We start from the raw sequence: 22,789 nt of genomic DNA on the forward strand, positions 1-22,789 counted from the left end.
GGTGCTCCTTAGAAGCCTAAACTGGACAGCAAATCGTCTACGTCATCTTGACCGGATACGACGTCTTCACGTTTATCGGCATGAATCTGCGGACCTTCACCCTTGGCGAGGTGTTTTTGTGGATCTTTTTCCGAGAGGATCGCTTCGCGGTCATGTTCGATGCCGGCAAAACGGTCGACCTGGCCGGCCATCAGCACCAGTTTGAGCAGGTTGCTTTCCACTTCGGTGACCAGTTGGGTCACACGCTTGATCACTTGACCGGTGAGGTCCTGGTAATCCTGGGCGAGCAGAATGTCGTTGAGGTTGCCGGCCACCGTGCGGTTTTCCTGTTCGCTGCGCGACAGAAAACCGTCGACCCGACGCGCCAGTTCACGGAACTCTTCAGCCCCCACTTCGCGGCGCATGAAGCGGCCCCAGTCAACGCTCAAGGCCTGGGCTTCATTGGCCATGCCATTGACCAGAGGCGTGGCGTTTTCCACCAGGTCCATGGTGCGGTTGGCCGCAGCCTCGGTCAGCCTGACCACATAGGACAGGCGTTCGGTGGCATCGGTGATCTGGGAAATTTCTTCGGCCTGGGGCATGCGCGGATCAATCTGGAAATTGACGATCGCACTGTGCAGCTCACGCGTGAGCTTACCCACTTCCTGGTACAGGCCGCGGTCACGGGTCTGGTTAAGCTCATGGATCAACTGCACCGCATCGCCGAACTGGCCCTTTTCAAGGCATTCGACCAACTGGTGAGCATGTTTTTTCAGGGTCGACTCAAAATCGCCCTGTGACGTTTCGTTATGGTCCATAGCTCCCCCGTGGCAGCATCAATGGCCGATGCGTTCGAAGATTTTTTCGATCTTCTCTTTCAAGGCCAGGGCAGTGAATGGCTTGACCACATAGCCGTTTACCCCGGCTTGGGCGGCTTCGATGATCTGTTCACGCTTGGCTTCGGCGGTCACCATCAACACCGGCAGGCTGCGCAGTTTTTCATCGGCGCGCACATGGCGCAGCAAGTCGATGCCGGTCATGCCGGGCATGTTCCAGTCGGTTACCAGAAAGTCGATGCTCCCGCTGTTGAGGATCGGAATCGCCGTAATGCCGTCATCCGCCTCGACCGTGTTAGTGAACCCAAGGTCACGCAACAGGTTTTTTATGATCCGCCGCATCGTTGAGAAGTCATCAACGATGAGGATTTTCATGTTCTTGTCCAATTCGACCTCCAAGCAGTCTTAAACGCGCCCAGCACCTGGACGCGCCACTTCAATCAACAGGCGTTACACAAAAAGGACTGCCCAGGGCACCACGGAGCGAACCCGCGAAGGCCGAAACCTTCGCGGTAGCGTCTGCAGTGTCCCCACACTGCCTGTCAGCGCGCGCGCCACTCTCCCAACCGCCCCCGCAAGCGGGCCGCGCACTGGCTATGCAACTGGCTGACACGCGATTCGCTGACCCCCAGGACCTCACCGATTTCCTTGAGGTTCAGCTCCTCGTCGTAGTACAGCGCCAACACCAGGCGCTCGCGCTCCGGCAAATTGGCAATGGCCTCCGCCAGCGCTCCCTGGAAACGTTCATCTTCCAGATCGCGCGACGGTTCCATATGCGCGCTCGCGCCGTCCTCGTGCAGCCCTTCGTGTTCGCCGTCCTGCAACAGGTCGTCGAAACTGAACAGGCGGCTGCCCAAGGTATCGTTCAAAATCCCGTAATAATCGTCGAGACTCAATTGGAGTTCGGCCGCAACTTCATGATCTTTAGCGTCACGACCGGTTTTTGCTTCAATTGCACGAATTGCGTCACTGACCATGCGCGTATTGCGGTGTACCGAACGCGGCGCCCAATCCCCTTTACGCACTTCATCGAGCATCGCGCCACGGATGCGGATACCCGCATACGTCTCGAAACTCGCGCCCTTGCTTGCGTCGTATTTGGTCGACACTTCGAGCAGGCCGATCATCCCGGCCTGGATCAGGTCTTCCACCTGCACGCTGGCAGGCAGGCGCGCCAGCAGGTGATAGGCGATGCGTTTGACCAGTGGCGCATAGCGCTCGATCAATTCGCCCTGGCTGTCACGGGCCGACTTTTTGTAAAGGTTGTAGCCGCTGGATGTCATAGCACAGGTCCCGCGCTCGTCTGATGCACCAATCGTTCGACAAAAAACTCCAGATGCCCCCGAGGGTTGGCAGGCAACGGCCAGGTATCGACCTTCTGGGCTATCGCCTTGAACGCCAGTGCGCACTTGGAACGAGGGAACGCTTCGTAGACCGCACGCTGCTTTTGCACGGCCTTGCGCACACACTCGTCATAGGGAACTGCGCCAACGTATTGTAAGGCGACATCGAGGAAACGATCCGTGACCTTGGTCAACTTGGCGAACAGGTTGCGCCCTTCCTGCGGACTCTGGGCCATGTTGGCCAGCACGCGGAAGCGGTTCATGCCGTAGTCACGGTTAAGCAGTTTGATCAGGGCGTAGGCGTCGGTGATCGATGTGGGTTCGTCGCAGACCACCAGCAGCACTTCTTGCGCGGCGCGTACGAAGCTGACCACCGACTCGCCGATCCCGGCGGCGGTGTCGATCACCAGCACGTCGAGGTTGTCGCCGATATCGCTGAAGGCCTGGATCAGGCCGGCATGCTGCGCCGGGCTCAGGTGCACCATGCTCTGGGTGCCCGAGGCGGCCGGCACGATGCGGATACCACCGGGGCCCTGGAGCAGCACATCGCGCAGCTCACAGCGGCCTTCGATCACATCGGCGAGCGTGTGTTTGGGTGTCAGCCCCAGCAGAACGTCCACGTTCGCCAGGCCCAGGTCAGCATCCAGCAGCATGACGCGACGGCCAAGCTCTGCCAGGGCCAGGGACAAATTCACTGACACGTTAGTTTTGCCGACGCCACCTTTGCCGCCGGTCACCGCGATCACCTGTACGGGATGCATGCTGCCCATTTTATTTCTTTACCTTGTCTTGCTTAGACGCAGGCTACATGGCTTGGTCGCGTGTATCGCTTGCAGACCATCGATGTAGGTACATTTCACGGTGTTCATCCTGCCTTATCCCACCCGCTTTGCCGGGTTGTGATAAAGGTCGGCGAACATGTCGGCCATCGCTTCCTCGCTAGGCTCGTCTTGCATTTGCACACTGACAGCACGGCTGACCAACTGATGACGGCGCGGCAGATGCAAATCATCCGGGATCCGCGGCCCGTCGGTCAGGTAGGCGACCGGTAATTCATGACTGATCGCCAGGCTCAGCACTTCGCCGAGGCTGGCGGTTTCATCCAGTTTGGTCAGGATGCAACCGGCCAGGCCGCAGCGTTTGTAGCTGTGATAGGCAGCGGTAAGAACCTGTTTCTGGCTGGTGGTTGCAAGCACCAGGTAATTTTTCGACTTGATGCCGCGTCCGGCCAGGCTTTCAAGCTGCATGCGCAGGGCCGGGTCGCTGGCTTGCAGGCCGGCGGTATCGATCAACACCACGCGCTTGCGCAGCAGCGGGTCGAGGGCATTGGCCAGGGACTGGCCCGGGTCGACGTGGGTCACCGGCACATTGAGGATACGGCCCAGGGTCTTGAGCTGTTCCTGGGCGCCGATGCGGTAGCTGTCCATGCTCACCAGCGCGATATTCGACGCGCCGTACTTGAGCACATAACGCGCGGCCAGCTTGGCCAGGGTGGTGGTCTTGCCCATGCCGGCGGGGCCGACCATGGCGATCACACCGCCCTCTTCCAGGGGTTCGATTTCCGGGGTGGCAATCATCCGCGCCAGGTGCGCCAGCAGCATGCGCCAGGCTTGGCGCGGCTCTTCGACTTCGGCGGTCAGCGCCAGCAGGTCGCGGGACAACGGCCCGGACAGGCCGATGCGCTGCAGCCGGCGCCACAGGTTGGCTTGTTGCGGCTTGCTGCCTTGCAGTTGGCTCCAGGCCAGCGAGCCCAGCTGCACTTCGAGCAGCTCGCGCAGGCCGTTGAGTTCAAAGCGCATCGAATCGAACACACGCTGGTCGACTGCGGCGGCCGGGGCTGGCGCTGCAGGACGTGGCGGCTCGACAAACGTAGGTTCCACCAGCGGCTCGGCGGCGGTCAGTGGCAGGCCGGCGAACAATTGGCGGTTGGTGGTGGCGTCGCTGTCACCGCGCATGCTCAGTTCGGCCTGGGCCGAGACGATGCGCGAAGCGGTCTTGCGCAGCTCGTCTTCGAGTTCCATGTTCGGCACACGCGGAGCCAGGGCCTGAGGTGTGTAATCCAGGGCAGCCGTCAGCTCGACACCGCCAGCGATACGACGGTTACCGATAATCGCGGCATCGGCGCCCAGCTCATCGCGGACCAACTTCATGGCCTGACGCATATCGGCGGCGAAAAAACGCTTTACTTGCATAACCCACTACCCTCAGCCGTTGGGCCCTACTGTCGCGACGATAGTCACTTGCTTATTGTCAGGAATTTCCTGGTAAGCCAACACGTGCAAATTCGGTACTGCCAGGCGCCCGAAGCGCGACAACATCGCGCGGACCGGACCGGCCACCAGCAGAATCACCGGCTGGCCCTGCATTTCCTGGCGCTGCGCGGCTTCGATCAACGAACGCTGCAGCTTTTCAGCCATGCTTGGCTCCAGCAGAACGCCCTCTTCCTGGCCTTGCCCTGCCTTCTGAATACTATTGAGCAATATCTGTTCCAACCTTGGCTCCAAGGTGATAACAGGCAGCTCAGGCTCAACGCCTACAATGCTTTGCACGATGGCGCGGGACAAACCGACCCGTACCGCCGCCACCAGAGCGGCAGTATCTTGACTCTTGGCGGCATTGTTGGCGATGGCCTCGGCGATGCTGCGAATATCCCGCACGGGCACCTGTTCGGCGAGCAAGGCTTGCAGCACCTTGAGCAACTGCGACAACGACAGCACGCCCGGCACCAGCTCTTCGGCCAGTTTTGGCGAGGCTTTGGCCAGCAAACCCATCAATTGCTGGACTTCCTCGTGGCCGATCAGCTCGTGGGAGTGTTTGTAGAGAATCTGGTTGAGGTGGGTAGCGACCACGGTACTGGCGTCCACCACGGTATAACCGAGGGACTGCGCCTGGCTGCGCTGGCTGACTTCGATCCACACCGCTTCCAGGCCGAAAGCCGGATCTTTGGCGGTGATGCCGTTGAGCGAACCGAACACTTGCCCTGGGTTGATCGCAAGTTCGCGGTCCGGGTAGATCTCGGCTTCGGCCAGGATCACGCCCATCAAGGTCAGGCGGTAGGCGCTGGGGGCCAGGTCGAGGTTGTCGCGGATATGCACGGTGGGCATCAAAAAGCCCAGGTCCTGGGACAGCTTCTTGCGCACACCCTTGATCCGCGCCAGCAGTTGGCCGCCCTGGTTGCGGTCCACCAACGGGATCAGGCGGTAACCGACTTCCAGGCCGATCATGTCGATCGGGGTCACGTCGTCCCAGCCCAGTTCCTTGGTTTCCTGGGCGCGGGCCGGGGATGGCAGTAATTCCTGCTGGCGGGCGACTTCCTGCAGGGCCTGGACCTTGACCGCATTCTGTTTCTTCCAGAACAGGTAGGCCGCGCCGCCGGCCATGGCCGCCATGCTCAGGAACGAAACGTGGGGCATGCCCGGCACGATGCCCATGACGGCCATGATGCCGGCGGCCACGGCCAGCGCCTTGGGCGAAGCGAACATCTGCCGGCTGATCTGCTTGCCCATGTCTTCGGAGCCCGAAGCACGGGTCACCATGATCGCAGCAGCTGTGGATAACAACAGTGATGGCAATTGCGCCACTAAACCGTCACCGATGGTCAGCAAGGCGTAGACCTTGCCCGCATCGCCGAAGGTCATGCCGTGCTGGAAAATGCCCACGGCCATGCCGCCGATCAGGTTGATGAACAGAATCAGCAGGCCGGCGATGGCGTCACCGCGCACAAACTTACTGGCGCCGTCCATGGAGCCGTAGAACTCGGCTTCCTGGGCCACTTCCAGGCGACGGCTCTTGGCCTGGTTCTGGTCGATAAGGCCGGCATTGAGGTCGGCGTCGATAGCCATCTGCTTACCGGGCATCGCATCCAGGGTAAACCGCGCGCTCACCTCGGAAATCCGCCCGGCGCCCTTGGTGACCACCACGAAGTTGATGATCATCAGGATCGCGAACACCACGATACCGACCACGTAGTTACCGCCGATCACCACTTCACCGAAGGCCTGGATCACCTTACCGGCGGCGGCGTGACCGTCCTGGCCGTGGAGCATCACCACGCGGGTGGACGCCACGTTCAGCGCGAGGCGCAGCAGGGTCGCCACCAGCAGGATGGTCGGGAACACCGCGAAATCCAGCGGCCGCAGGGCGTACACACACACCAACAGCACCACCACCGACAGGGCGATGTTGAAGGTGAAAAACACGTCGAGCAGGAACGGCGGCATCGGCAACATCATCATTGCCAGCATCACCAGCAACAACAATGGCACACCCAGGTTGCCCCGCGACAGGTCAGTCAGGGTGCCACGGGCCGTGCTGAGCATTTGAGAGCGATCTACCACCGGTCTTCCTCGTGTCCTTGAAGCAAAGTTTTGACGCTGGGGCGCGTCCTGCAGGCGGTATTGCAAGAAGCCTTCCAACTTTGCTTTTGGGCCCGGGATGACCTTGGAAGCGACGCAGCCTAGCGGGTGTGACTCAGGTCAAAGGTGGGAGGGAGCAAGCCCCCTCCCACATTTGCACCCGGGGTGGTCTTTAAATAGGCCGTATATTCGAGGCCTGAACACTTGCCGCTCTCCACACACTTATGGACCCGTCCCGGTATCGTTGCGCGCACTGACGGGGAGCGCATAAACGCCCTGGGGTTTATGGATCATTTGAAACGTTAACTTCTTACCAATCGACAGTGCAGCCCCCCGCCAATCGCTCCAATCGATAAAGACGCAGTCATGCCCGTCATCCAGCGCAATCAGCCACTTGCCCCTGGCCAGCTCACGTTTGACTGTACCCGTCGTCACTTTCAATACCGTTCTCCCTGCATCTCGTTCACAGCCTGCGCGCAGTGCCTGGTGCAATAGAACCGTGAGACGCTGGCGCTGGCTACTGTCAAAGTTGACAGGTAGACGTAAACGACCATGGGTGCTAGCGAGGGGCTTTCGGTGTTTTTTTCCGCTTGCGGGGCTTTCGCAAGGTGGGAGCGGCTGGCGGGACTTCACCGCACTTGGCATCTGTCGACTGCACGGCAACCGCGTTGCCATCACGATCCCGGGCAATAAAACCAATGCCCTTGACCGCATCGAACCACTTGACCGTAGTCCTATCCATCACCGCCTCCCGAGCCGCGCATGGCTGCGCAGCTCATCGCTGTATCAAACAGTGAAGGCGGCGCATTGGCTACTGTCAAAGTTGACAGGTAATGGGCACCCTCCTGTAGGAGCGAGTTTGCTCGCGAAGGTGGGTAACGATAACGCGCAAATCAGGATGAACGCGGCGACTCGGAGTTTTTCGCGAGCAAGCTCGCTCCTACAGAGGCAGACATAAAAGCGCGTTTTCAGGAGTCGCGACGCAAATCCGGCGGAATCGGCAGGTCCTTGAGCGGATCGGGCCGCTTGCCCTTGCCCGCCCGGTACTGGCGGATCTGGTAGACGTAGGCCAATACCTGCGCCACGGCCAGGTACAGCCCGGCGGGGATTTCCTGATCGAGGTCGGTGGAATAGAAGATCGACCGCGCCAGCGCCGGTGATTCCAGCAGCAGGATGTCGTTGGCCACGGCGATTTCACGAATCTTGAGCGCGGTAAAGTCGCTGCCCTTGGCCAGCAACATCGGCGCGCCGCCCTTCTCCGGGTCGTACTTGAGGGCGACGGCGTAGTGGGTCGGGTTGGTGATAATCACATCGGCGTCGGGCACCGAGGCCATCATCTTGCGCTGGGACATTTCCCGCTGCAGTTGGCGGATGCGTTGCTTGACCTCCGGGCGCCCTTCCTGGTCCTTGTGTTCGTCACGCACTTCCTGCTTGGTCATCAGCAGTTTCTTGTGGCTTTCCCACAGCTGGATCGGCGCGTCCACCGCCGCGATGATGATCAGCCCGGCAGACATCCACAACGCGCTCCAACCCACCACTTGCAGACTGTGGATGATCGCCGACTCCAGCGGTTCATGGGCGATGCGCAGCAGGTCGTCGATGTCGGACGACAACACCGACAACGCCACGAACAGAATCAGGATGAATTTGGCCAAGGCCTTGAGCAGCTCCACCAGGGCCTTGGTGGAAAACATGCGCTTGAGCCCGGCCGCCGGGTTCATGCGGCTGAACTTGGGCGCCATGCTGCTGGCGGCAAACAGCCAGCCGCCGAGGGCGACCGGGCCGATCAGCGCGGCGAGCAGCAAGGTGATCAGGATCGGTTGCACCGCCAGCAGCGCGATCTTGCCCGAATGCAGCAGGTAGAGCCCCATGGAATCCGGGTTGAGCAACACCTCGCGGGGCAAGGTAAAGTTGTGCTTCATCAGCTCCAGCAAGTCCAGCGCCAGGCCACCGCCATAGATCAGCAAGGCGCCGGCACCGGCCATCATGGTCGCAACGGTATTGAGCTCCTTGGAGCGTGCGATCTCGCCCTTTTCCCTGGAGTCCTTTTTACGTTTCTCCGTGGGGTCTTCTGTCTTGTCCTGACCACTCTCGCTCTCGGCCATGGCTCAGCGCGCCCGTGCCAGGTCACGTAGGAACTGCAAGGCATCGGTCGCCAGCGGTTGATACTGATTGAGAATGTCAGCCAGGCCGACCCAGAAAATCCCCATGCCCAACACGAGGGTCAAGGGGAAACCAATCGAGAAAATGTTCAGCTGCGGCGCCGCGCGGGTCATCACGCCAAACGCGATGTTGACCACCAGCAACGCTGTGATCGCCGGCAACACCAGCAGCAACGACGCGCCCAGCACCCAGCCGAGGCGCCCCACCAGTTCCCAGAAGTGGTTGACCACCAGCCCCGAGCCCACCGGCAAGGTGGTGAAGCTTTCGGTCATGACCTCGAACGCCACCAGATGGCCGTTCATGGCCAGGAACAGCAAGGTCACCAGCATGGTCAGAAATTGCCCGATCACCGCCGCCGACACACCGTTGGTGGGGTCGACCATGGACGCGAAGCCCATGCCCATCTGCACCGAGATGATTTGCCCGGCGACCACAAACGCCTGGAAGAACAGGCTGAGGGAAAAGCCCAGCATGGCGCCGATCAGGATCTGTTCGGCGATCAGCATCAATGCGCTGAGGTCGAGAGCGTTGACCGGCGGCATCGGCGGCAAGCCGGGCACGATCACCACGGTGATCGCCACCGCGAAATACAGGCGCACACGCCGTGGTACCAGGGTGGTGCCGAACACCGGCATGGCCATCAACATGGCCGTGACGCGAAACAGCGGCAGGATGAACGAGGCCACCCAGGTGCTGATCTGGGTGTCGGTCAAGGCCAGTAACGATTGCATCGGCTCAGCCGATCAACTGCGGAATACTGCCGTACAGCTGCAGGATGTATTCCATGAAGGTTTGCACCAGCCACGGGCCGGCGACGATCAGGGTGATCAACATCACCAGCAGGCGCGGCAGGAAGCTCAGGGTCTGTTCGTTGATCTGGGTGGCGGCCTGGAACATCGCCACCAGCAGGCCGACCAGCAGGCTCGGCACCACCAGCACGGCGACCATCAGGGTGGTCAGCCACAGCGCTTCGCGAAACAGGTCGACGGCAACTTCTGGGGTCATCGCGCTATACCCCTCCGAAACTGCCGGCCAGGGTGCCGATAATCAGCGCCCAGCCGTCCACCAGCACAAACAGCATGATCTTGAACGGCAACGAAATGATCAGCGGCGAGAGCATCATCATCCCCATCGCCATCAGCACGCTCGCCACCACCAGGTCGATGATCAGGAACGGGATGAAAATCATGAAGCCGATCTGGAACGCGGTCTTCAATTCCGAGGTGACGAAGGCCGGCACCAGGATGGTCAGCGGGGCCTGGTCCGGCGTGGCGATGTCGGTGCGCTTGGACAGGCGCATGAACAGCTCGAGGTCGCTGGAGCGGGTCTGCGACAGCATGAAGTCCTTGATCGGACCCTGGGCCTTGTCGATCGCGTCCTGGGCGGTCATTTTCTCCGCCAGGTAGGGCTGCAGGGCTTGCTGGTTCACCTTGTCGAACACCGGCGCCATGATGAACAGCGTCAAAAACAACGCCATGCCGGTGAGGATCTGGTTCGACGGCGTCTGTTGCAGGCCCAGGGCCTGGCGCAGGATCGAGAACACGATGATGATCCGCGTGAAGCTGGTCATCAGCATGACGAACGCCGGGATAAAACTCAGCGCGGTCATGATCAGCAGGATCTGCAGGCTGACCGAGTATTCCTGCGCGCCGGCCGCATTGGTGCCCAGGGTGATCGCCGGGATCGACAACGGGTCGGCGCCCAGGGCCATCGGCGCGGCCAGCAACAGCATGAGCGTCAGGAACACGCGCATTACTTCTTATCCTTCTGATCCTTGCCCAGCAATTCCATCAGGCGCTGGGCGAATTCTGGCGTGGCGGCCTCGGTCTTGGCCGCGTCCACCGGTGTCTTGAGTACGTGCAACGGAGTAATGCGGCCGGGAGTGAGGCCGAGCAGGATCTGCTCCTCGCCGACCTGCACCAGCACCAGGCGATCGCGCGGGCCGAGGGCACGCGAGCCGATCAGCTCGATGACCTGGGCATTGCCCGGGCCGATACGCTGCACACGGCGCATCAGCCAGGCCAGCACGAAAATCAGGCCGACCACCAGCAACAGGCCGAGCATCAGTTGCGTCAACTGCCCGCCGACGCTGCCGACCGCAGGTGCCGCAGCCGCTTGCGCGATCGGCTCAGCCGCCAGGGCGCCCAAGGGCAGCGCCAGCAACAGTCCCGCCATGCTGTACTTCATTTCAGCGCAACTTCTTGATGCGTTCGCTCGGGCTGATCACGTCCGTCAGGCGAATGCCGAACTTCTCGTTGACCACCACCACCTCGCCATGGGCGATCAGCGTGCCGTTGACCAGCACGTCCAGCGGCTCGCCGGCCAGGCGGTCAAGCTCGATCACCGAGCCCTGGTTGAGCTGCAGCAGGTTGCGGATGTTGATTTCGGTGCTGCCCACTTCCATGGAGATCGACACCGGAATGTCCAGGATCACGTCCAGGTTAGGGCCGTCGAGGGTCACCGGGTCGTTGTTTTTCGGCACGCTGCCGAATTCTTCCATTGGCAGGCGTTTGCCGGCCGGCGCGGAGGCAGCGTCGGCGGCCAGCAGCGCGTCGATGTCGTCCTGGCCGACATCGCCGGTTTCTTCCAGGGCCGCAGCCCACTCGTCAGCCAGGGCCTGGTCTTCGGCGGAAGTGTTTTCGTGTTCGGTAGCCATTACATGTCCTCGGCGCAGCAAACAATCATGAATAGGGGTGCATCAGCGGCGATTGATTGGCTCAATCACCTGCAACGCCAGGTTGCCCTTGTGGGAACCGAGCTTGACCTTGAACGACGGCACACCGTTGGCGCGCATGATCAGTTCTTCCGGCAGTTCGACGGGGATCACGTCGCCCGGCTGCATGTGCAGAATGTCGCGCAGGCGCAACTGGCGACGGGCCACGGTGGCGCTCAGGGGCACGTCGACGTCGAGCAGGTCTTCGCGCAGGGCCTTGACCCAGCGTTCGTCCTGGTCGTCGAGGTCGGACTGGAAACCGGCGTCGAGCATTTCGCGTACCGGCTCGATCATCGAGTACGGCATGGTCACGTGCAGGTCGCCGCCACCGCCATCGAGTTCGATGTGGAACGTCGACACCACAATGGCTTCGCTCGGCCCGACGATGTTGGCCATGGCCGGGTTCACTTCCGAGTTGATGTACTCGAAATTGACTTCCATGATCGCCTGCCAGGCTTCCTTCAAGTCAATGAAGGCCTGCTCCAGCACCATGCGCACCACGCGCAGTTCGGTGGGCGTGAATTCACGGCCTTCGATCTTGGCGTGACGGCCGTCGCCACCGAAGAAGTTGTCCACCAGCTTGAACACCAGCTTGGCGTCGAGGATGAACAGCGCGGTGCCGCGCAACGGCTTGATCTTGACCAGGTTAAGGCTGGTGGGAACGTACAGCGAATGCACGTATTCACCGAACTTCATCACCTGCACGCCGCCCACCGCCACGTCCGCCGAACGGCGCAGCATGTTGAACATGCTGATACGGGTGTATCGGGCGAAACGTTCGTTGATCATTTCCAGAGTCGGCATGCGTCCACGGACGATGCGATCCTGGGTAGTCAGGTCGTAACTTTTGACGCTGCCGGGTTCGGCAGCCATTTCGGTCTGTACCAGACCATCGTCGACGCCATGCAACAGCGCGTCGATTTCATCCTGGGACAGCAGGTCTTGCACGGCCATGTCGTGGTCCTACTGCAATACGAAGTTAGTGAAGAGCGCCTGCTCGACCACGACTTTGCCGAGCTCTTTCTGGGCCACTTCCTGCACGCTGGCAGTGACCTTCTGGCGCAGCATTTCCTGGCCGACCGCAGTGGCCAGGCTGTCGAAGCTCTGCCCGGAGAACAGCATCACCAGGTTGTTGCGGATCACCGGCATGTGCACCTTGAGCGCGTCCAGGTCCGCCTGGTTGCGCGCCAGCAAGGTGATGCTCACCTGCAAGTAGCGTTGGCGACCGTTCTGGTTGTAGTTGGCGACAAACGCCGGCAGCATCGGCTCGAAGATTGCCGGTTGCTTGACGTTCGTGGCGGCGTCGGCAGCGGGGGCCGGCTTGCTGGCGCTGCTGTGCATGATGTACCAGGTGCCACCCACCGAGGCGCCAATGGCCAGGAGCAGGCCCAGCACAATCAGCAGGATCAGCTTGAGCTTGCCTTTGCCTGCGGGGGGAGTTGCTGCGTCGTCGCTCTTCGCCATGCCAATAATCCGTCACTATTCTGGGATTCATAGATCTACGGAAAGGCAAGAGCAAGTGTTATGCCAGAGTTGTCTGGCACCAGGGCAACAGGACAACACAGATCAAATGTGGGAGGGGGCTTGCTCCCGATTGCGGTGTGTCAGTCAGCAAATCCATGACTGATGTACCCCAATCGGGAGCAAGCCCCCTCCCACATTTTGATCTCTGTTCGGCTTGGGTCAGGCGTAGTAGTCGACGGCGCTGGAGCCGATCACACTGCTCACCACCGGCGCGACGGCGACCGCCACGTCGACAGAGTCGGCAGCATCGCCAGAACTACTCCGGCCGCCACTCACGCCCCGCGCCTGGCTCTGCTGTTGCTGCTGCTCCTGCCCGCGAGGCTGGTCGGACACATTCACGTCCACCTGCCCCATGCCTTGCTGGGCGAACATCTCGCGCAGGCGCCCGGACTGGCTTTCCAGCGCTTCACGAACCACCGCATGGCCGCTCATGAAGCTCACCTGGGCCTGCTGGTCGGGCGTCATGTTGACCTTGATGTCCAGGCGCCCCAGTTCGGCCGGCTGCAGCTGGATTTCGGCCGACTTGAGGTTGGCGCTGGAAAGGTACATCACGCGGTTGACCACTTCTTCGGTCCAGCCGCTCTGGTGCATGACCAGCGGGGCGTTGGTCACCGGCGGCAGGGCGTTGGCGGTTTTCGGCGTGGCGGCCTGGGTCAGCGCGGCGAGGCGGTTGGCGAAGTCATCCACGCGGGTGTCGCTGCTGGCGTCCTTGAGGTCCTTGAGGCCGTCATCAATCAGCGCGCCGAAGGCTTTGTCGCCGCCCTGGCCGGTGCTGTCCTTGGTGGTTTGTTGATCGACCATGGTGACCAGGCCTGCCGCGAAGTTCTGCGCGGCGGTTGGTTGATCCAGCGGCGTGGCTGGCGCAGTTTTCTGCGGCGCCTGGCTGCTGGCCGACACATGGCCGCCCTGCTCCATCGCCAAGCGTACGGCGGGCATCGCATCCAATGGGTCGGCTTCGGGGTCGAAGGCGGGTGACTTGGCCGTGTCGACCACTGCGACGGAGGCGGCGGCGACCGGCTGGGGCTTGTCATCTTCCACTGCCGCCGCCGGCGCTGGCGTTTCCACCGGCACGGCAACGGGTGTGACCGTGGCGATCAGCGCGGGATCGACCGGCGGATCGGCCGGGGGCTGCTGCGCCAGGGACGGGTCGGCGGGCGTGTCGGCGGCCTCCTCGTCGGCCTTGGCCGGCTTGGCAGGCAAGGGATTGCCGCTATCGGCAACCGCCGGCGTGCTGGCGGCAGATTGATCGTCAGCCGCCGTCGGCGCGGACTTGCCTGGGGCGTCGGCGGTTTTCAAGGCCGGTTTGGCGCCTTGGTTGGCGAACACTTGAGCGAAGCCAGGGCCCTTGTCCCGTGGGTCCGCAGCCGCTGCCGCAGGGGTGGCAGCAGGCGCTTGAGGCTTGGCCGCGGGGGCAGCCTGAAGGAGCGAATTAGGGGCGACTGGCATAGGTAAAGGTCTCCACTGCATGGGGGTCGGGGATGCAGTATCCAGAGATAGAGCAAGAGTCGGGCCAAGTCGCCCAGGGCAGCTAAATCGCGGTTTGAAGTGCTTCAGAGACTGAAGCGCTGCCGCTCCGACTCATACAGCGGCCGGACCAAGGCAAACTCATGATCGATCTGATCGACCAAGGCCCCGAGGTCCGCCGTCGTGCCAACGGACTCCACTTCCAGGCGCTGACACAACTGCGCCAGTCGCACCGCCCCAAGGTTGCCGCTGCTGCCCTTGAAGCTATGGGCGATGCGCCCCAGCGCCTTGGCGTCATCACGCGCCTTGCGCAAGGCGGTGACGCGCTCTTCGGAGTCATGAAGGAAGGTCTCCAGCAACCGTGGGTACTCGTCCTCCATCACCTCCTGCAAGCCCGACAGCACGTCGGGGTCCAGATGAATCTCAGCCACTTGCTCGCTCCTTGATCAAGAATCGGCGGATTATGCCAGAGCCTCCCAGCAAAACTCCACGCAGACACTGCGCCCGCCATCGGACCAGCGTACCGCGCTGCAAAGTTGACGCACCAGGCTCAAGCCGCGGCCAGACAGACGGTCAGCATCCAGCGGCCGCGTCAGCACCTCGTCAACATCGAAGCCGGGCCCGCTGTCCTCGACACGCAACGTCATCTTGCCGCCCTTTGCAGTCGGGGACACCTGCACATGTATCCGGATATGGCCGCTGTTCAATTGCGCCAGCCGCTCGTTGCGCAGGCGGTAGTACTGCGCAAACCCTTCGGCATCTTGCTTGAGCTGTGAATCCAGCCCCAGTACCCCATGTTCGAGGGCATTGGCATACAACTCGGCCATCACCGTGTAGAGCGCACCGCTCTGCTCACGCAGGCCGTGGACCTCCAACAGTAATTGCAGCAGATAGGGCAATGGGTTGTAGCGCCTGAGGGTCTGCGCGCGAAATTCAAAACTCGCCGACCAATTCAGCGGGCACGACTGGCCACTGTCGGAATACATAGGTTCCGCCACGCGCAGCGGTTGGCCGGACAGCAAGGTGATTTCAACCATGCTGACGTCGTCCCGTGCCTCACCGCGAAAGGCCGCCAGCGCCTGCTCGATATCCTCGAACAAGCGGTCGGGCTCGCGGTTGGCGGCAAACACCTGCTGCAAACGCTCGGCGCCGAACAACTGGTCGTTGGCGTCGGCGGTCTCCAGCACCCCATCGGAGAGCAGGAACACCCGGTCGCCCAGGGCCATGGGCCAGACTTCGGTGCTGTCATCGAATGCCTGGGCCGACAGCACGCCCAACGGCAGATGCCGCGACATCAACGGCGTGCGCTTGCCGGTAGCCACCTCATGCACATAGCCCTCGGGCATGCCGCCGTTCCACACCTCCACCACGCGCCGCTCGGTGCTCAGGCACAACAGTGTGGCGCAGCAGAACATGTCCACCGGCAGGATGCGCTTGAGCTTGGCGTTCATCTCGCGCAGGGTCTGCGTCAGCCCATAGCCCTTGGCGGTCATGCCATAGAACACTTCGGCCAGGGGCATGGCACCGATGGCCGCCGGCAGGCCGTGGCCGGTGAAATCGCCGAGCAACACGTGCATGTCGCCGGACGGCGTATAGGCCGCCAGCAACAGGTCCCCGTTGAACAGTGCATAGGGCGATTGCAGGTAGCGGATATTCGGCGCCGCGTTGATGCAACCCGAATGCGCGACCTTGTCGAACACGGCCTTGGCGGTGCGCTGCTCATGTAACAAGTAATCGTTGTGACGGGCGATCTGGTCACGCTGCTGCAGCACCGTGGCTTGCAGCCGCCGCAGGCGGTCCATGGCGTTGATCTTGGCGGCCAGAATCAACTGGTTATAGGGCTTGGGCAGGAAATCGTCGCCGCCGGCGTCCAGACACTCGGCCAGTGCGGCGCTTTCGCGCAGCGAGGTCAGGAAGATGATGGGGACCAACTGCTCGCCCGCCAATTGCTTGATCCAACGCGCGGCGAGAAAACCATCCATCACCGGCATCATCGCGTCCATCAACACCAACTGCGGGCGCTCGCGCGCAAACACCTCAACGGCTTGCTCGCCATTGGTCGCGGTGAGCACATGGTGACCCTGACGCCGCACGATGGTCGACAACAACAGCAAGTCGGCGGCACTGTCTTCGGCAATCAGGATGGTCAGCGGCTCGGATAAGGGCGCCAGGACTCTCACGAGATATCGAAAAGCTTGTCGAAATTGGAAATGGCGAGGATTTTGCGCACGTCCGTGTTGCTGTTGGTCACGCGCACATCTGAATTATCGCCACCGGCATGGTCCCGCAGCAGCAGAAGCATGCCCAGGGCCGAGCTGTCCATATAAGTGGTTTCTTTCAGGTCCACGACGTACGACTCAGGCACCTTATAGAACCGCTCGTAGGCATCACGAAATGCCTGGTGGCTGCCGAAATCGAATCGGCCCTTGATCGTGATCGTCAACTTCTTCCCATCCAGGGATACATCTGGCTCGATCGACATGTGACTGCTTCCTTGTCATTGGCACTAGACACAAGGTGTAGCAGGCGAATTCGATCTGAGCAACACAGTAGTTCAAATGTGCCCTGTTTCCCTGGTTAGAACTGTTCCTGGCGAGGAAGGCGCTGGGACAGCTCGTCGAGCAGCTTCTGCTCACGCTTATCCTCAAGGGCTCGCGCTTCGTCGAGATAGCGCTGCACCAACTTGCGCAAACCTTCGACGCGGGCGAACGCCGCTTGCCAGCTTTCGCGCGCTTTATCGAGGTTGTTCTGGTGCCAGGCCAGGCTCTGGCGCTGCTGGCCGACGGCGGTTTCCAGTTGGTTGAGAAAGCCCTGGTACCCCATCAGCCATTGGCCCGACACGCCCTTGCTGCCGCGCTCGATCCACTGTTGCTGATACTCGAGGCGAAAGCGCTCGAGGTCGCCCAGCTTGCTTTCCGCCAGGCGCACCTGGCCCTGGAAATAGCCCAGGCGCTGCACGGCGGTTTTTTCGGCCTTTTCGGCCATTTCCACCACCGGGGCCAGGCGCGCGGCGCGGCTGTTGGCCATGGCTTAGCCGCCTGGCGCGGGGGCGAAGATGGACTGCAGATGTGCTTCGCTTTCGCCCATGCTGATCTTGTCGTTCAGCCCCTGGCGCAGGTAGGTCACCAACTGCGGTTGCAGCGCAATGGCCAGGTCGGTCTCGCGATCGCCGCCGGCCACGTAGGCGCCGACGCTGATCAGGTCGCGGCTCTGCTGATAACGCGACCACAGCTGCTTGAAGTATTGCGCACGGGCCATGTGCTCCGGCGTGACCACCGCCGGCATCACCCGGCTGATGGACGCCTCGATATCGATGGCCGGGTAGTGCCCTTCTTCGGCCAGTCGCCGCGACAGCACGATGTGCCCGTCAAGCACGCCCCGCGCCGAGTCAGCAATCGGGTCCTGCTGGTCATCGCCTTCGGACAACACGGTGTAGAACGCGGTGATCGAGCCCCCGCCGGCCTCGGCATTACCGGCCCGCTCCACCAGCTTGGGCAGCTTGGCGAACACTGACGGCGGATAGCCCTTGGTCGCCGGCGGCTCGCCGATGGCCAGGGCGATCTCGCGCTGGGCCTGGGCGAAACGGGTGAGCGAGTCCATCAGCAACAGGACATTCTTGCCCTTGTCGCGAAAATATTCAGCGATGCGCGTGCAGTACATGGCGGCGCGCAGGCGCATCAGCGGTGCGTCATCCGCCGGCGAGGCGACGACCACCGAGCGCTTGAGGCCTTCTTCACCCAGGCTGTGCTCGATGAATTCCTTGACCTCACGGCCACGCTCGCCGATCAGCCCGACCACGATGATGTCGGCCTCGGTAAACCGCGTCATCATGCCCAGCAACACCGATTTACCCACACCGGTACCGGCGAACAGGCCCAGGCGCTGGCCGCGACCGACCGTCAATAAACCGTTGATGCTGCGAATACCCACGTCCAGCGGCACGCTGATGGGGTTACGGTTGAGCGGGTTGATGGTGGGGCCATCCATCGGCACCCAGTCCTCAGCCTTCATGCCGCCTTTGCCATCCAGCGCGCGACCGGCGCCGTCGAGTACGCGGCCGAGCATGCTCATGCCCATCGGCAGGCGTCCGGTGTCGGCCAGGGGCACTACGCGGGCGCCGGGGGCGATACCGGCGAGGCTGCCCACCGGCATCAGGAAAATCTTGTTGCCGGAAAAGCCCATCACTTCGGCTTCGACCTGCACCGGGTGGTAGCTGTCGTCGTTGATCACCATGCAGCGGCTGCCCATGGCGGCACGCAAGCCCTCGGCTTCAAGGGTCAGGCCGACCATGCGCAACAGACGCCCTTCAAGGATGGGCTGGCCGGGCAACTCGGTGGCCTCGGCGTAGCTACCCAGGCGCTTGGCGAAGCTGGTGCGGTCAAGGCGCATCGGTGGCGTCCAGGTCAACGCTCAGGTCAGGCTCGGCCGGGTGCAGCACCTGCTCATGCAACTGGTCGAGCAATTTGGTCATGATCTGGCTGATGCGGGTTTCCACCGTGGCATCGATGCGGCTGTGCTCGGTCTCGACGCGGCAGCCGCCAGGCTGCAAGGCCGCGTCCTCGACGATGCGCCAGGTTTCTTCATGGCGCTCGCGCAAGGCTTTGACCTGCTCGAAATCCTGCGGGTTGATATACAGCCGCACATTGCCGACACCCAGGGGCAGCAGCTTGAGGGCTTCGCGCATCACGCCTTCGATCTGGCTGGAATCCAGCACCAGTTCACGCTGGATCACTTGGCGCGCGATGTGCTGCACCAGGCCGACCATGGATTTTTCCAGCTGCGAGTCCTGTTCGGCGATGGGGTCGAACAGGTTGCCCATCAAGCGCTCCAGGCTGGCCAATTGGCCACTGAGGGCTTCTTCGGCTTCCTGGCGAACCTTGAGGGTAGTGCTGCGAAAGCCGTCTTTTTCACCGGCCGCGAAGCCTTCGTTGTAAGCCTCCTGGCGGATGGCTTCCAACTCTTCAAGGGTCAGCGGCTGGACTTCTTCCAGCGGCACTTCCTCCATCTGCGCCGGCGGTTCCTCCACCGGCTCAGGTTCTGGCTCCGGCACGTGGGGGTCGAAGTTGGGCAACGACCAGATGTCGAACCCGCCGACATCCCGCGCGCGAATCAGGTCGCTGGGCGTCTCATCTTTGTTCGACATGCGGGGCGCCTTAAATCATTTCTTCGCCGCCCTTCCCGCCGAGAACGATTTCTCCGGCTTCGGCCATACGGCGGGCAATGGTGAGGATTTCTTTCTGCGCGGTTTCCACGTCGCTGACGCGCACCGGGCCCTTGGCTTCCAGGTCGTCGCGCAACAGTTCGGAAGCACGCTTGGACATGTTCTTGAAGATCTTTTCCTTGACGCCCTCGTCCGAGCCCTTGAGGGCCAGCACCAGCACGTCGGACGACACTTCGCGCAGCAACGCCTGGATGCCACGGTCGTCGACATCGGCGAGGTTGTTGAACACGAACATCAGGTCTTCGATCTGGCCGGACAGGGTGTCGTCGATCTCGCGGATCGAGTCCATCAACTGGCCTTCGACCGAGCTGTCGAGGAAGTTCATGATGTCGGCTGCACGCTTGATCCCGCCCAGGGTGGTGCGCGAGGCGTTCGAGTTGCCCGAGAACTGTTTCTCGAGAATCGTGTTGAGTTCTTTCAGCGCCGCCGGCTGCACGGTGTTCAGCGACGACACGCGCAGGATGATGTCCAGCCGCACTTTATGGTCGAAGTGGCCGAGCACTTCGCCGGCCTGGTCCGGGTCCAGATAGGCCACGACGATGGCCTGGATCTGCGGGTGTTCGTAGCGAATCACGTCCGCGACCGCGCGCGGCTCCATCCACTTCAGGCTGTCGAGACCACTGGTGTTGCCGCCCAGCAGGATGCGGTCGATCAGGCCATTGGCCTTGTCTTCGCCCAGGGCCGAGGTGAGCATTTTGCGGATATAGCTATCGGAGCCGACGCCCAGGCTGGTCTGGTCGCCGACGATCTCGACGAACTCGCTCATCACCTGTTCGACTTGCTCGCGGTGCACATTGCGCATCTGCGCCATGGCCACGCCGACGCGCTGGACCTCTTTGGGGCCCATGTGGCGCAGCACTTGGGCGGCGTCGGTTTCGCCCAACGACAGCAGCAGCACGGCGGCTTTGTCGACCCGGGAGAGCTTGGCAACAGCGGCTCGATCACTCATCTGCGTTAATCCACTCTTTCACGACCTGGGCCACACGGCCGGGGTCTTCTGCTACCAGACTTTTGATTGCGTTCAACTGAGCGTCGTAGCCTTCGCTCGGGCTCGGCAACAGAATGCTTTGCGGGCCGCCCAGGCTGACGCGGTCGTTGGCCAGTTCGCCGTCCAGGCCACCCATGCCGCCCAACTCGACGTCGCCACCGGCCAATGCCAGTTGTTTCTTGCCATGCCCGGTGATGTTGTTGAGCACTGGCCGCAGCACGCCGAACACCAGCACCAGGATGAACAACACTCCCAGCACTTGCTTGACGATGTCCCAGAACCACGGCTGGGTGTAGAACGCCGGGTCGGTGATCACTTCGCCGCGCTCGGCGGAGAATGGCATGTTGATTACGCTGACGCTGTCGCCACGGCTGGCGTCGAAGCCGACGGCGTCCTGCACCAGGCGGGTGAAGCGCGCCAATTCGTCGGCGCTCCATGGCGCGCGGGTAACGGCACCGTCAGCGGCGTTGACCTTGACCTGGTCATCGACCACCACCGACACCGACAGGCGATTGATCTTGCCCTGCTGCTGCTTGGTGTGGCTGATGGAGCGGTCGAGCTCGAAGTTCTTGGTGGACTGGTTACGCTTGTCCGCCGGGTACGGGGCGAGCATCGGCTGGCCGGTGGCCGGGTCCATGATCTGCTGACCGTTGGCGTCCAGCAGCGGTTGGCCGGCCGCAATCGCGCCAGCGGTGGCAGCGGCGCCACCGGTGGTTTGCGGGGCGGAAGCAGGTGCCGGCGGCTGGTTGCTCAGGGCCCCCGGTACGCCTTGCGGGCCGTTGCTGGCGGTGCGTTGTTCACTGGTGGACTGCTCGCTGCGCAGGGCGGGCTGGTCCGGATTGAATTGCTCGGACGTCGATTCGACGGCGCTGAAGTCTACGTCGGCAGATACTTCAGCCTTGTAGCGGTCGTTGCCCAGCACCGGCTGCAGGATGTTATGCACGCGCTGGGTGAGCATGCTTTCCATGCGACGGCTGTAGTCGAACTGCTTGCCGGCCTGGGTCAGCGCGGAGTTTTCGGCCATGTCGGACAGCAGGTTGCCCTTCTGGTCGACCACGGTGATCTGCGACTTGCTCAACTCCGGCACGCTGGTGGCTACCAGGTTGATGATCGCCAATACCTGGCCAGGCTCCAGGGAGCGGCCGGAAAACAGTTCGACCAATACCGAGGCACTCGGCTTGCGTTCGTCACGCACGAACACCGAGCTTTTCGGGATGGCAAGGTGTACGCGGGCACCCTTGACGTTATTCAGGCTGGAAATGGTCCGCGCCAGCTCGCCTTCCAGGCCACGACGGTAGCGGGTGGCTTCCATGAACTGGCTGGTGCCCAGGCCCTGGTCCTTGTCGAGGATTTCAAAGCCGATATTGCTGTCGGACGGCGTGACGCCGGCGGCCGCCAGTTTCATTCGCGCACGCGCCACATCGTCGGCCTTGACCAGCAAGGCACCAGAGTTGGGCTCCACGGTGTAGGCGATGTCAGCGGCGGCGAGGGTTTCCATGATCTGCTTGGAATCCATGCCCGCCAGGCTGCCGTACAGCGGCCGGTAATCAGGCTGCTGCGACCACAACACCACGGCAAAACCAATCGCCACGCTGGCAGCCAGGCCGACCATCAGGCCCACCTGACGCAACATGGTCATTTCGGAGAGGTTTTCCAGGAACGACAGGCCAAACAGCGGCGGCTTGCCGTCTGTCTTGGCGGGTACGTTGTCCACGACTGCTTCTGCCATGACTTAAATCTCGCCCTTAAACCGGCATCTGCATGATGTCTTGGTAAGCCTGAACCAGCTTGTTACGCACTTGGGTCAAGGCCTGGAAGGAAACACTGGCCTTTTGCGAGGCGACCATCACATCGGTGAGGTCCACGCCGCTTTTACCGATCTCGAACGCGGTCGCCAACTGGCTGGACGCCTGCTGGGTATCACTGACTTTATTGATTGCCTGACCGAGCATGTCGGCAAAACTGCTTTGGCCCAATTCCGGCGCTGGCGCGACAGATTTCGGTTGAGCCATGGCATCCATTTGCATGGAGCGCATATCCAACATCAACCGATTGAACTCAATACCCTGGCTCATGACCTTCTCTCTCCGACGACCCGCAATTTTTTGACACTACGCAGCGGTTACCAGGGGAGGTGCAACAAGGGTGCCAGCTTCGTTGCGACTCGTAAGAAAAGCCGACAAAGCTTGTCAGCCTGGGCTTT

General features: G+C 61.9%; 25 protein-coding genes. All 25 read right to left on the minus strand.

Annotation, left to right across the window (positions count from 1 at the left end; translation table 11 throughout):
- Positions 1–8: 8 nt before the first annotated feature.
- On the minus strand, positions 9–797 hold the full coding sequence (locus C4J87_RS17730; RefSeq protein ID WP_124367838.1) for a protein phosphatase CheZ: 789 nt from the start codon (positions 795–797) through the stop codon (positions 9–11).
- Between the two features lie 18 nt (positions 798–815).
- The gene (locus tag C4J87_RS17735) at positions 816–1,190 is read right to left on the minus strand and encodes a chemotaxis response regulator CheY (protein WP_005790040.1); all 375 of its coding nucleotides are present in this window, start codon (positions 1,188–1,190) and stop codon (positions 816–818) included.
- A 167-nt stretch (positions 1,191–1,357) separates the two neighbouring features.
- Complete coding sequence (fliA, locus tag C4J87_RS17740) at positions 1,358–2,098, minus strand: RNA polymerase sigma factor FliA (protein WP_124359259.1); 741 nt, start codon at positions 2,096–2,098, stop codon at positions 1,358–1,360.
- On the minus strand, positions 2,095–2,928 hold the full coding sequence (gene fleN / locus C4J87_RS17745) for a flagellar synthesis regulator FleN (protein ID WP_003192912.1): 834 nt from the start codon (positions 2,926–2,928) through the stop codon (positions 2,095–2,097). Before fleN ends, fliA begins: the two co-directional genes overlap by 4 nt.
- A gap of 105 nt (positions 2,929–3,033) precedes the next feature.
- Positions 3,034–4,350 carry a flagellar biosynthesis protein FlhF gene (flhF, locus tag C4J87_RS17750; protein ID WP_124363767.1) on the minus strand — a complete coding sequence of 439 codons (1,317 nt, stop codon included), beginning with the start codon at positions 4,348–4,350 and terminating at the stop codon, positions 3,034–3,036.
- Between the two features lie 12 nt (positions 4,351–4,362).
- Entirely contained in the window at positions 4,363–6,477 is a 2,115-nt protein-coding gene (gene flhA, locus C4J87_RS17755) for a flagellar biosynthesis protein FlhA (RefSeq protein ID WP_124369002.1), read from the minus strand.
- A 258-nt stretch (positions 6,478–6,735) separates the two neighbouring features.
- Positions 6,736–6,948: a hypothetical protein gene (locus C4J87_RS17760; RefSeq protein ID WP_256657507.1), complete on the minus strand. Its 213-nt coding sequence runs from the start codon at positions 6,946–6,948 to the stop codon at positions 6,736–6,738.
- 533 nt (positions 6,949–7,481) lie between these two features.
- Positions 7,482–8,618, minus strand: a complete 1,137-nt coding sequence (gene flhB, locus C4J87_RS17770; protein ID WP_124363769.1) for a flagellar biosynthesis protein FlhB — start codon at positions 8,616–8,618, stop codon at positions 7,482–7,484.
- Positions 8,619–8,621: 3 nt separating this feature from the next.
- Positions 8,622–9,407, minus strand: coding sequence for a flagellar biosynthetic protein FliR (gene fliR, locus C4J87_RS17775; protein ID WP_124367840.1), 786 nt, complete (start codon positions 9,405–9,407; stop codon positions 8,622–8,624).
- A 4-nt stretch (positions 9,408–9,411) separates the two neighbouring features.
- The gene (fliQ, locus tag C4J87_RS17780; RefSeq protein ID WP_057721355.1) at positions 9,412–9,681 is read right to left on the minus strand and encodes a flagellar biosynthesis protein FliQ; all 270 of its coding nucleotides are present in this window, start codon (positions 9,679–9,681) and stop codon (positions 9,412–9,414) included.
- Between the two features lie 4 nt (positions 9,682–9,685).
- Entirely contained in the window at positions 9,686–10,429 is a 744-nt protein-coding gene (fliP, locus tag C4J87_RS17785; protein ID WP_124363771.1) for a flagellar type III secretion system pore protein FliP, read from the minus strand.
- The gene (gene fliO, locus C4J87_RS17790; RefSeq protein WP_124367841.1) at positions 10,429–10,863 is read right to left on the minus strand and encodes a flagellar biosynthetic protein FliO; all 435 of its coding nucleotides are present in this window, start codon (positions 10,861–10,863) and stop codon (positions 10,429–10,431) included. The genes fliP and fliO overlap by 1 nt, the downstream gene beginning before the upstream one ends.
- Before the next feature lies 1 nt (position 10,864).
- Positions 10,865–11,332, minus strand: coding sequence for a flagellar motor switch protein FliN (fliN, locus tag C4J87_RS17795; protein WP_053257298.1), 468 nt, complete (start codon positions 11,330–11,332; stop codon positions 10,865–10,867).
- Positions 11,333–11,374: 42 nt separating this feature from the next.
- Positions 11,375–12,343, minus strand: coding sequence for a flagellar motor switch protein FliM (gene fliM / locus C4J87_RS17800; protein ID WP_124363773.1), 969 nt, complete (start codon positions 12,341–12,343; stop codon positions 11,375–11,377).
- Between the two features lie 9 nt (positions 12,344–12,352).
- Positions 12,353–12,853: a flagellar basal body-associated protein FliL gene (gene fliL / locus C4J87_RS17805; protein WP_124363774.1), complete on the minus strand. Its 501-nt coding sequence runs from the start codon at positions 12,851–12,853 to the stop codon at positions 12,353–12,355.
- A 219-nt stretch (positions 12,854–13,072) separates the two neighbouring features.
- Positions 13,073–14,359 (minus strand): flagellar hook-length control protein FliK, encoded by a 1,287-nt coding sequence (locus tag C4J87_RS17810; protein ID WP_124367842.1) that lies wholly within the window; start codon positions 14,357–14,359, stop codon positions 13,073–13,075.
- 104 nt (positions 14,360–14,463) lie between these two features.
- The gene (locus C4J87_RS17815; protein ID WP_124367843.1) at positions 14,464–14,808 is read right to left on the minus strand and encodes an Hpt domain-containing protein; all 345 of its coding nucleotides are present in this window, start codon (positions 14,806–14,808) and stop codon (positions 14,464–14,466) included.
- Between the two features lie 30 nt (positions 14,809–14,838).
- The gene (locus tag C4J87_RS17820; RefSeq protein WP_124367844.1) at positions 14,839–16,557 is read right to left on the minus strand and encodes a fused response regulator/phosphatase; all 1,719 of its coding nucleotides are present in this window, start codon (positions 16,555–16,557) and stop codon (positions 14,839–14,841) included.
- Positions 16,554–16,859: an STAS domain-containing protein gene (locus tag C4J87_RS17825; protein WP_124367845.1), complete on the minus strand. Its 306-nt coding sequence runs from the start codon at positions 16,857–16,859 to the stop codon at positions 16,554–16,556. The genes C4J87_RS17820 and C4J87_RS17825 overlap by 4 nt, the downstream gene beginning before the upstream one ends.
- A gap of 95 nt (positions 16,860–16,954) precedes the next feature.
- Entirely contained in the window at positions 16,955–17,404 is a 450-nt protein-coding gene (gene fliJ, locus C4J87_RS17830; protein ID WP_124363779.1) for a flagellar export protein FliJ, read from the minus strand.
- A gap of 3 nt (positions 17,405–17,407) precedes the next feature.
- Complete coding sequence (gene fliI, locus C4J87_RS17835; RefSeq protein WP_124363780.1) at positions 17,408–18,766, minus strand: flagellar protein export ATPase FliI; 1,359 nt, start codon at positions 18,764–18,766, stop codon at positions 17,408–17,410.
- Positions 18,756–19,520 carry a flagellar assembly protein FliH gene (fliH, locus tag C4J87_RS17840; protein WP_124367846.1) on the minus strand — a complete coding sequence of 255 codons (765 nt, stop codon included), beginning with the start codon at positions 19,518–19,520 and terminating at the stop codon, positions 18,756–18,758. Before fliH ends, fliI begins: the two co-directional genes overlap by 11 nt.
- A 10-nt stretch (positions 19,521–19,530) precedes the next feature.
- Positions 19,531–20,547 (minus strand): flagellar motor switch protein FliG, encoded by a 1,017-nt coding sequence (fliG, locus tag C4J87_RS17845; RefSeq protein ID WP_124367847.1) that lies wholly within the window; start codon positions 20,545–20,547, stop codon positions 19,531–19,533.
- Positions 20,540–22,315: a flagellar basal-body MS-ring/collar protein FliF gene (gene fliF, locus C4J87_RS17850; RefSeq protein WP_124363782.1), complete on the minus strand. Its 1,776-nt coding sequence runs from the start codon at positions 22,313–22,315 to the stop codon at positions 20,540–20,542. The genes fliG and fliF overlap by 8 nt, the downstream gene beginning before the upstream one ends.
- 16 nt (positions 22,316–22,331) lie before the next feature.
- Positions 22,332–22,661 carry a flagellar hook-basal body complex protein FliE gene (fliE, locus tag C4J87_RS17855; protein WP_017134937.1) on the minus strand — a complete coding sequence of 110 codons (330 nt, stop codon included), beginning with the start codon at positions 22,659–22,661 and terminating at the stop codon, positions 22,332–22,334.
- Between the last annotated feature and the right edge of the window lie 128 nt (positions 22,662–22,789).

Origin of the sequence: Pseudomonas sp. R1-43-08, from assembly GCF_003852255.1 — a bacterium.
Classification (GTDB): domain Bacteria; phylum Pseudomonadota; class Gammaproteobacteria; order Pseudomonadales; family Pseudomonadaceae; genus Aquipseudomonas.

Bases quoted from the DNA above. Each gene is read 5' to 3' on its own strand.
- C4J87_RS17730 (WP_124367838.1), bottom strand. From the start codon at position 797: ATGGACCATAACGAAACGTCACAGGGCGATTTTGAGTCGACCCTGAAA.
- C4J87_RS17735 (WP_005790040.1), bottom strand. From the start codon at position 1,190: ATGAAAATCCTCATCGTTGATGACTTCTCAACGATGCGGCGGATCATA.
- fliA (WP_124359259.1), bottom strand. From the start codon at position 2,098: ATGACATCCAGCGGCTACAACCTTTACAAAAAGTCGGCCCGTGACAGC.
- fleN (WP_003192912.1), bottom strand. From the start codon at position 2,928: ATGGGCAGCATGCATCCCGTACAGGTGATCGCGGTGACCGGCGGCAAA.
- flhF (WP_124363767.1), bottom strand. From the start codon at position 4,350: ATGCAAGTAAAGCGTTTTTTCGCCGCCGATATGCGTCAGGCCATGAAG.
- flhA (WP_124369002.1), bottom strand. From the start codon at position 6,477: ATGCTCAGCACGGCCCGTGGCACCCTGACTGACCTGTCGCGGGGCAAC.
- flhB (WP_124363769.1), bottom strand. From the start codon at position 8,618: ATGGCCGAGAGCGAGAGTGGTCAGGACAAGACAGAAGACCCCACGGAG.
- fliR (WP_124367840.1), bottom strand. From the start codon at position 9,407: ATGCAATCGTTACTGGCCTTGACCGACACCCAGATCAGCACCTGGGTG.
- fliQ (WP_057721355.1), bottom strand. From the start codon at position 9,681: ATGACCCCAGAAGTTGCCGTCGACCTGTTTCGCGAAGCGCTGTGGCTG.
- fliP (WP_124363771.1), bottom strand. From the start codon at position 10,429: ATGCGCGTGTTCCTGACGCTCATGCTGTTGCTGGCCGCGCCGATGGCC.
- fliO (WP_124367841.1), bottom strand. From the start codon at position 10,863: ATGAAGTACAGCATGGCGGGACTGTTGCTGGCGCTGCCCTTGGGCGCC.
- fliN (WP_053257298.1), bottom strand. From the start codon at position 11,332: ATGGCTACCGAACACGAAAACACTTCCGCCGAAGACCAGGCCCTGGCT.
- fliM (WP_124363773.1), bottom strand. From the start codon at position 12,343: ATGGCCGTGCAAGACCTGCTGTCCCAGGATGAAATCGACGCGCTGTTG.
- fliL (WP_124363774.1), bottom strand. From the start codon at position 12,853: ATGGCGAAGAGCGACGACGCAGCAACTCCCCCCGCAGGCAAAGGCAAG.
- C4J87_RS17810 (WP_124367842.1), bottom strand. From the start codon at position 14,359: ATGCCAGTCGCCCCTAATTCGCTCCTTCAGGCTGCCCCCGCGGCCAAG.
- C4J87_RS17825 (WP_124367845.1), bottom strand. From the start codon at position 16,859: ATGTCGATCGAGCCAGATGTATCCCTGGATGGGAAGAAGTTGACGATC.
- fliJ (WP_124363779.1), bottom strand. From the start codon at position 17,404: ATGGCCAACAGCCGCGCCGCGCGCCTGGCCCCGGTGGTGGAAATGGCC.
- fliI (WP_124363780.1), bottom strand. From the start codon at position 18,766: ATGCGCCTTGACCGCACCAGCTTCGCCAAGCGCCTGGGTAGCTACGCC.
- fliH (WP_124367846.1), bottom strand. From the start codon at position 19,520: ATGTCGAACAAAGATGAGACGCCCAGCGACCTGATTCGCGCGCGGGAT.
- fliG (WP_124367847.1), bottom strand. From the start codon at position 20,547: ATGAGTGATCGAGCCGCTGTTGCCAAGCTCTCCCGGGTCGACAAAGCC.
- fliF (WP_124363782.1), bottom strand. From the start codon at position 22,315: ATGGCAGAAGCAGTCGTGGACAACGTACCCGCCAAGACAGACGGCAAG.
- fliE (WP_017134937.1), bottom strand. From the start codon at position 22,661: ATGAGCCAGGGTATTGAGTTCAATCGGTTGATGTTGGATATGCGCTCC.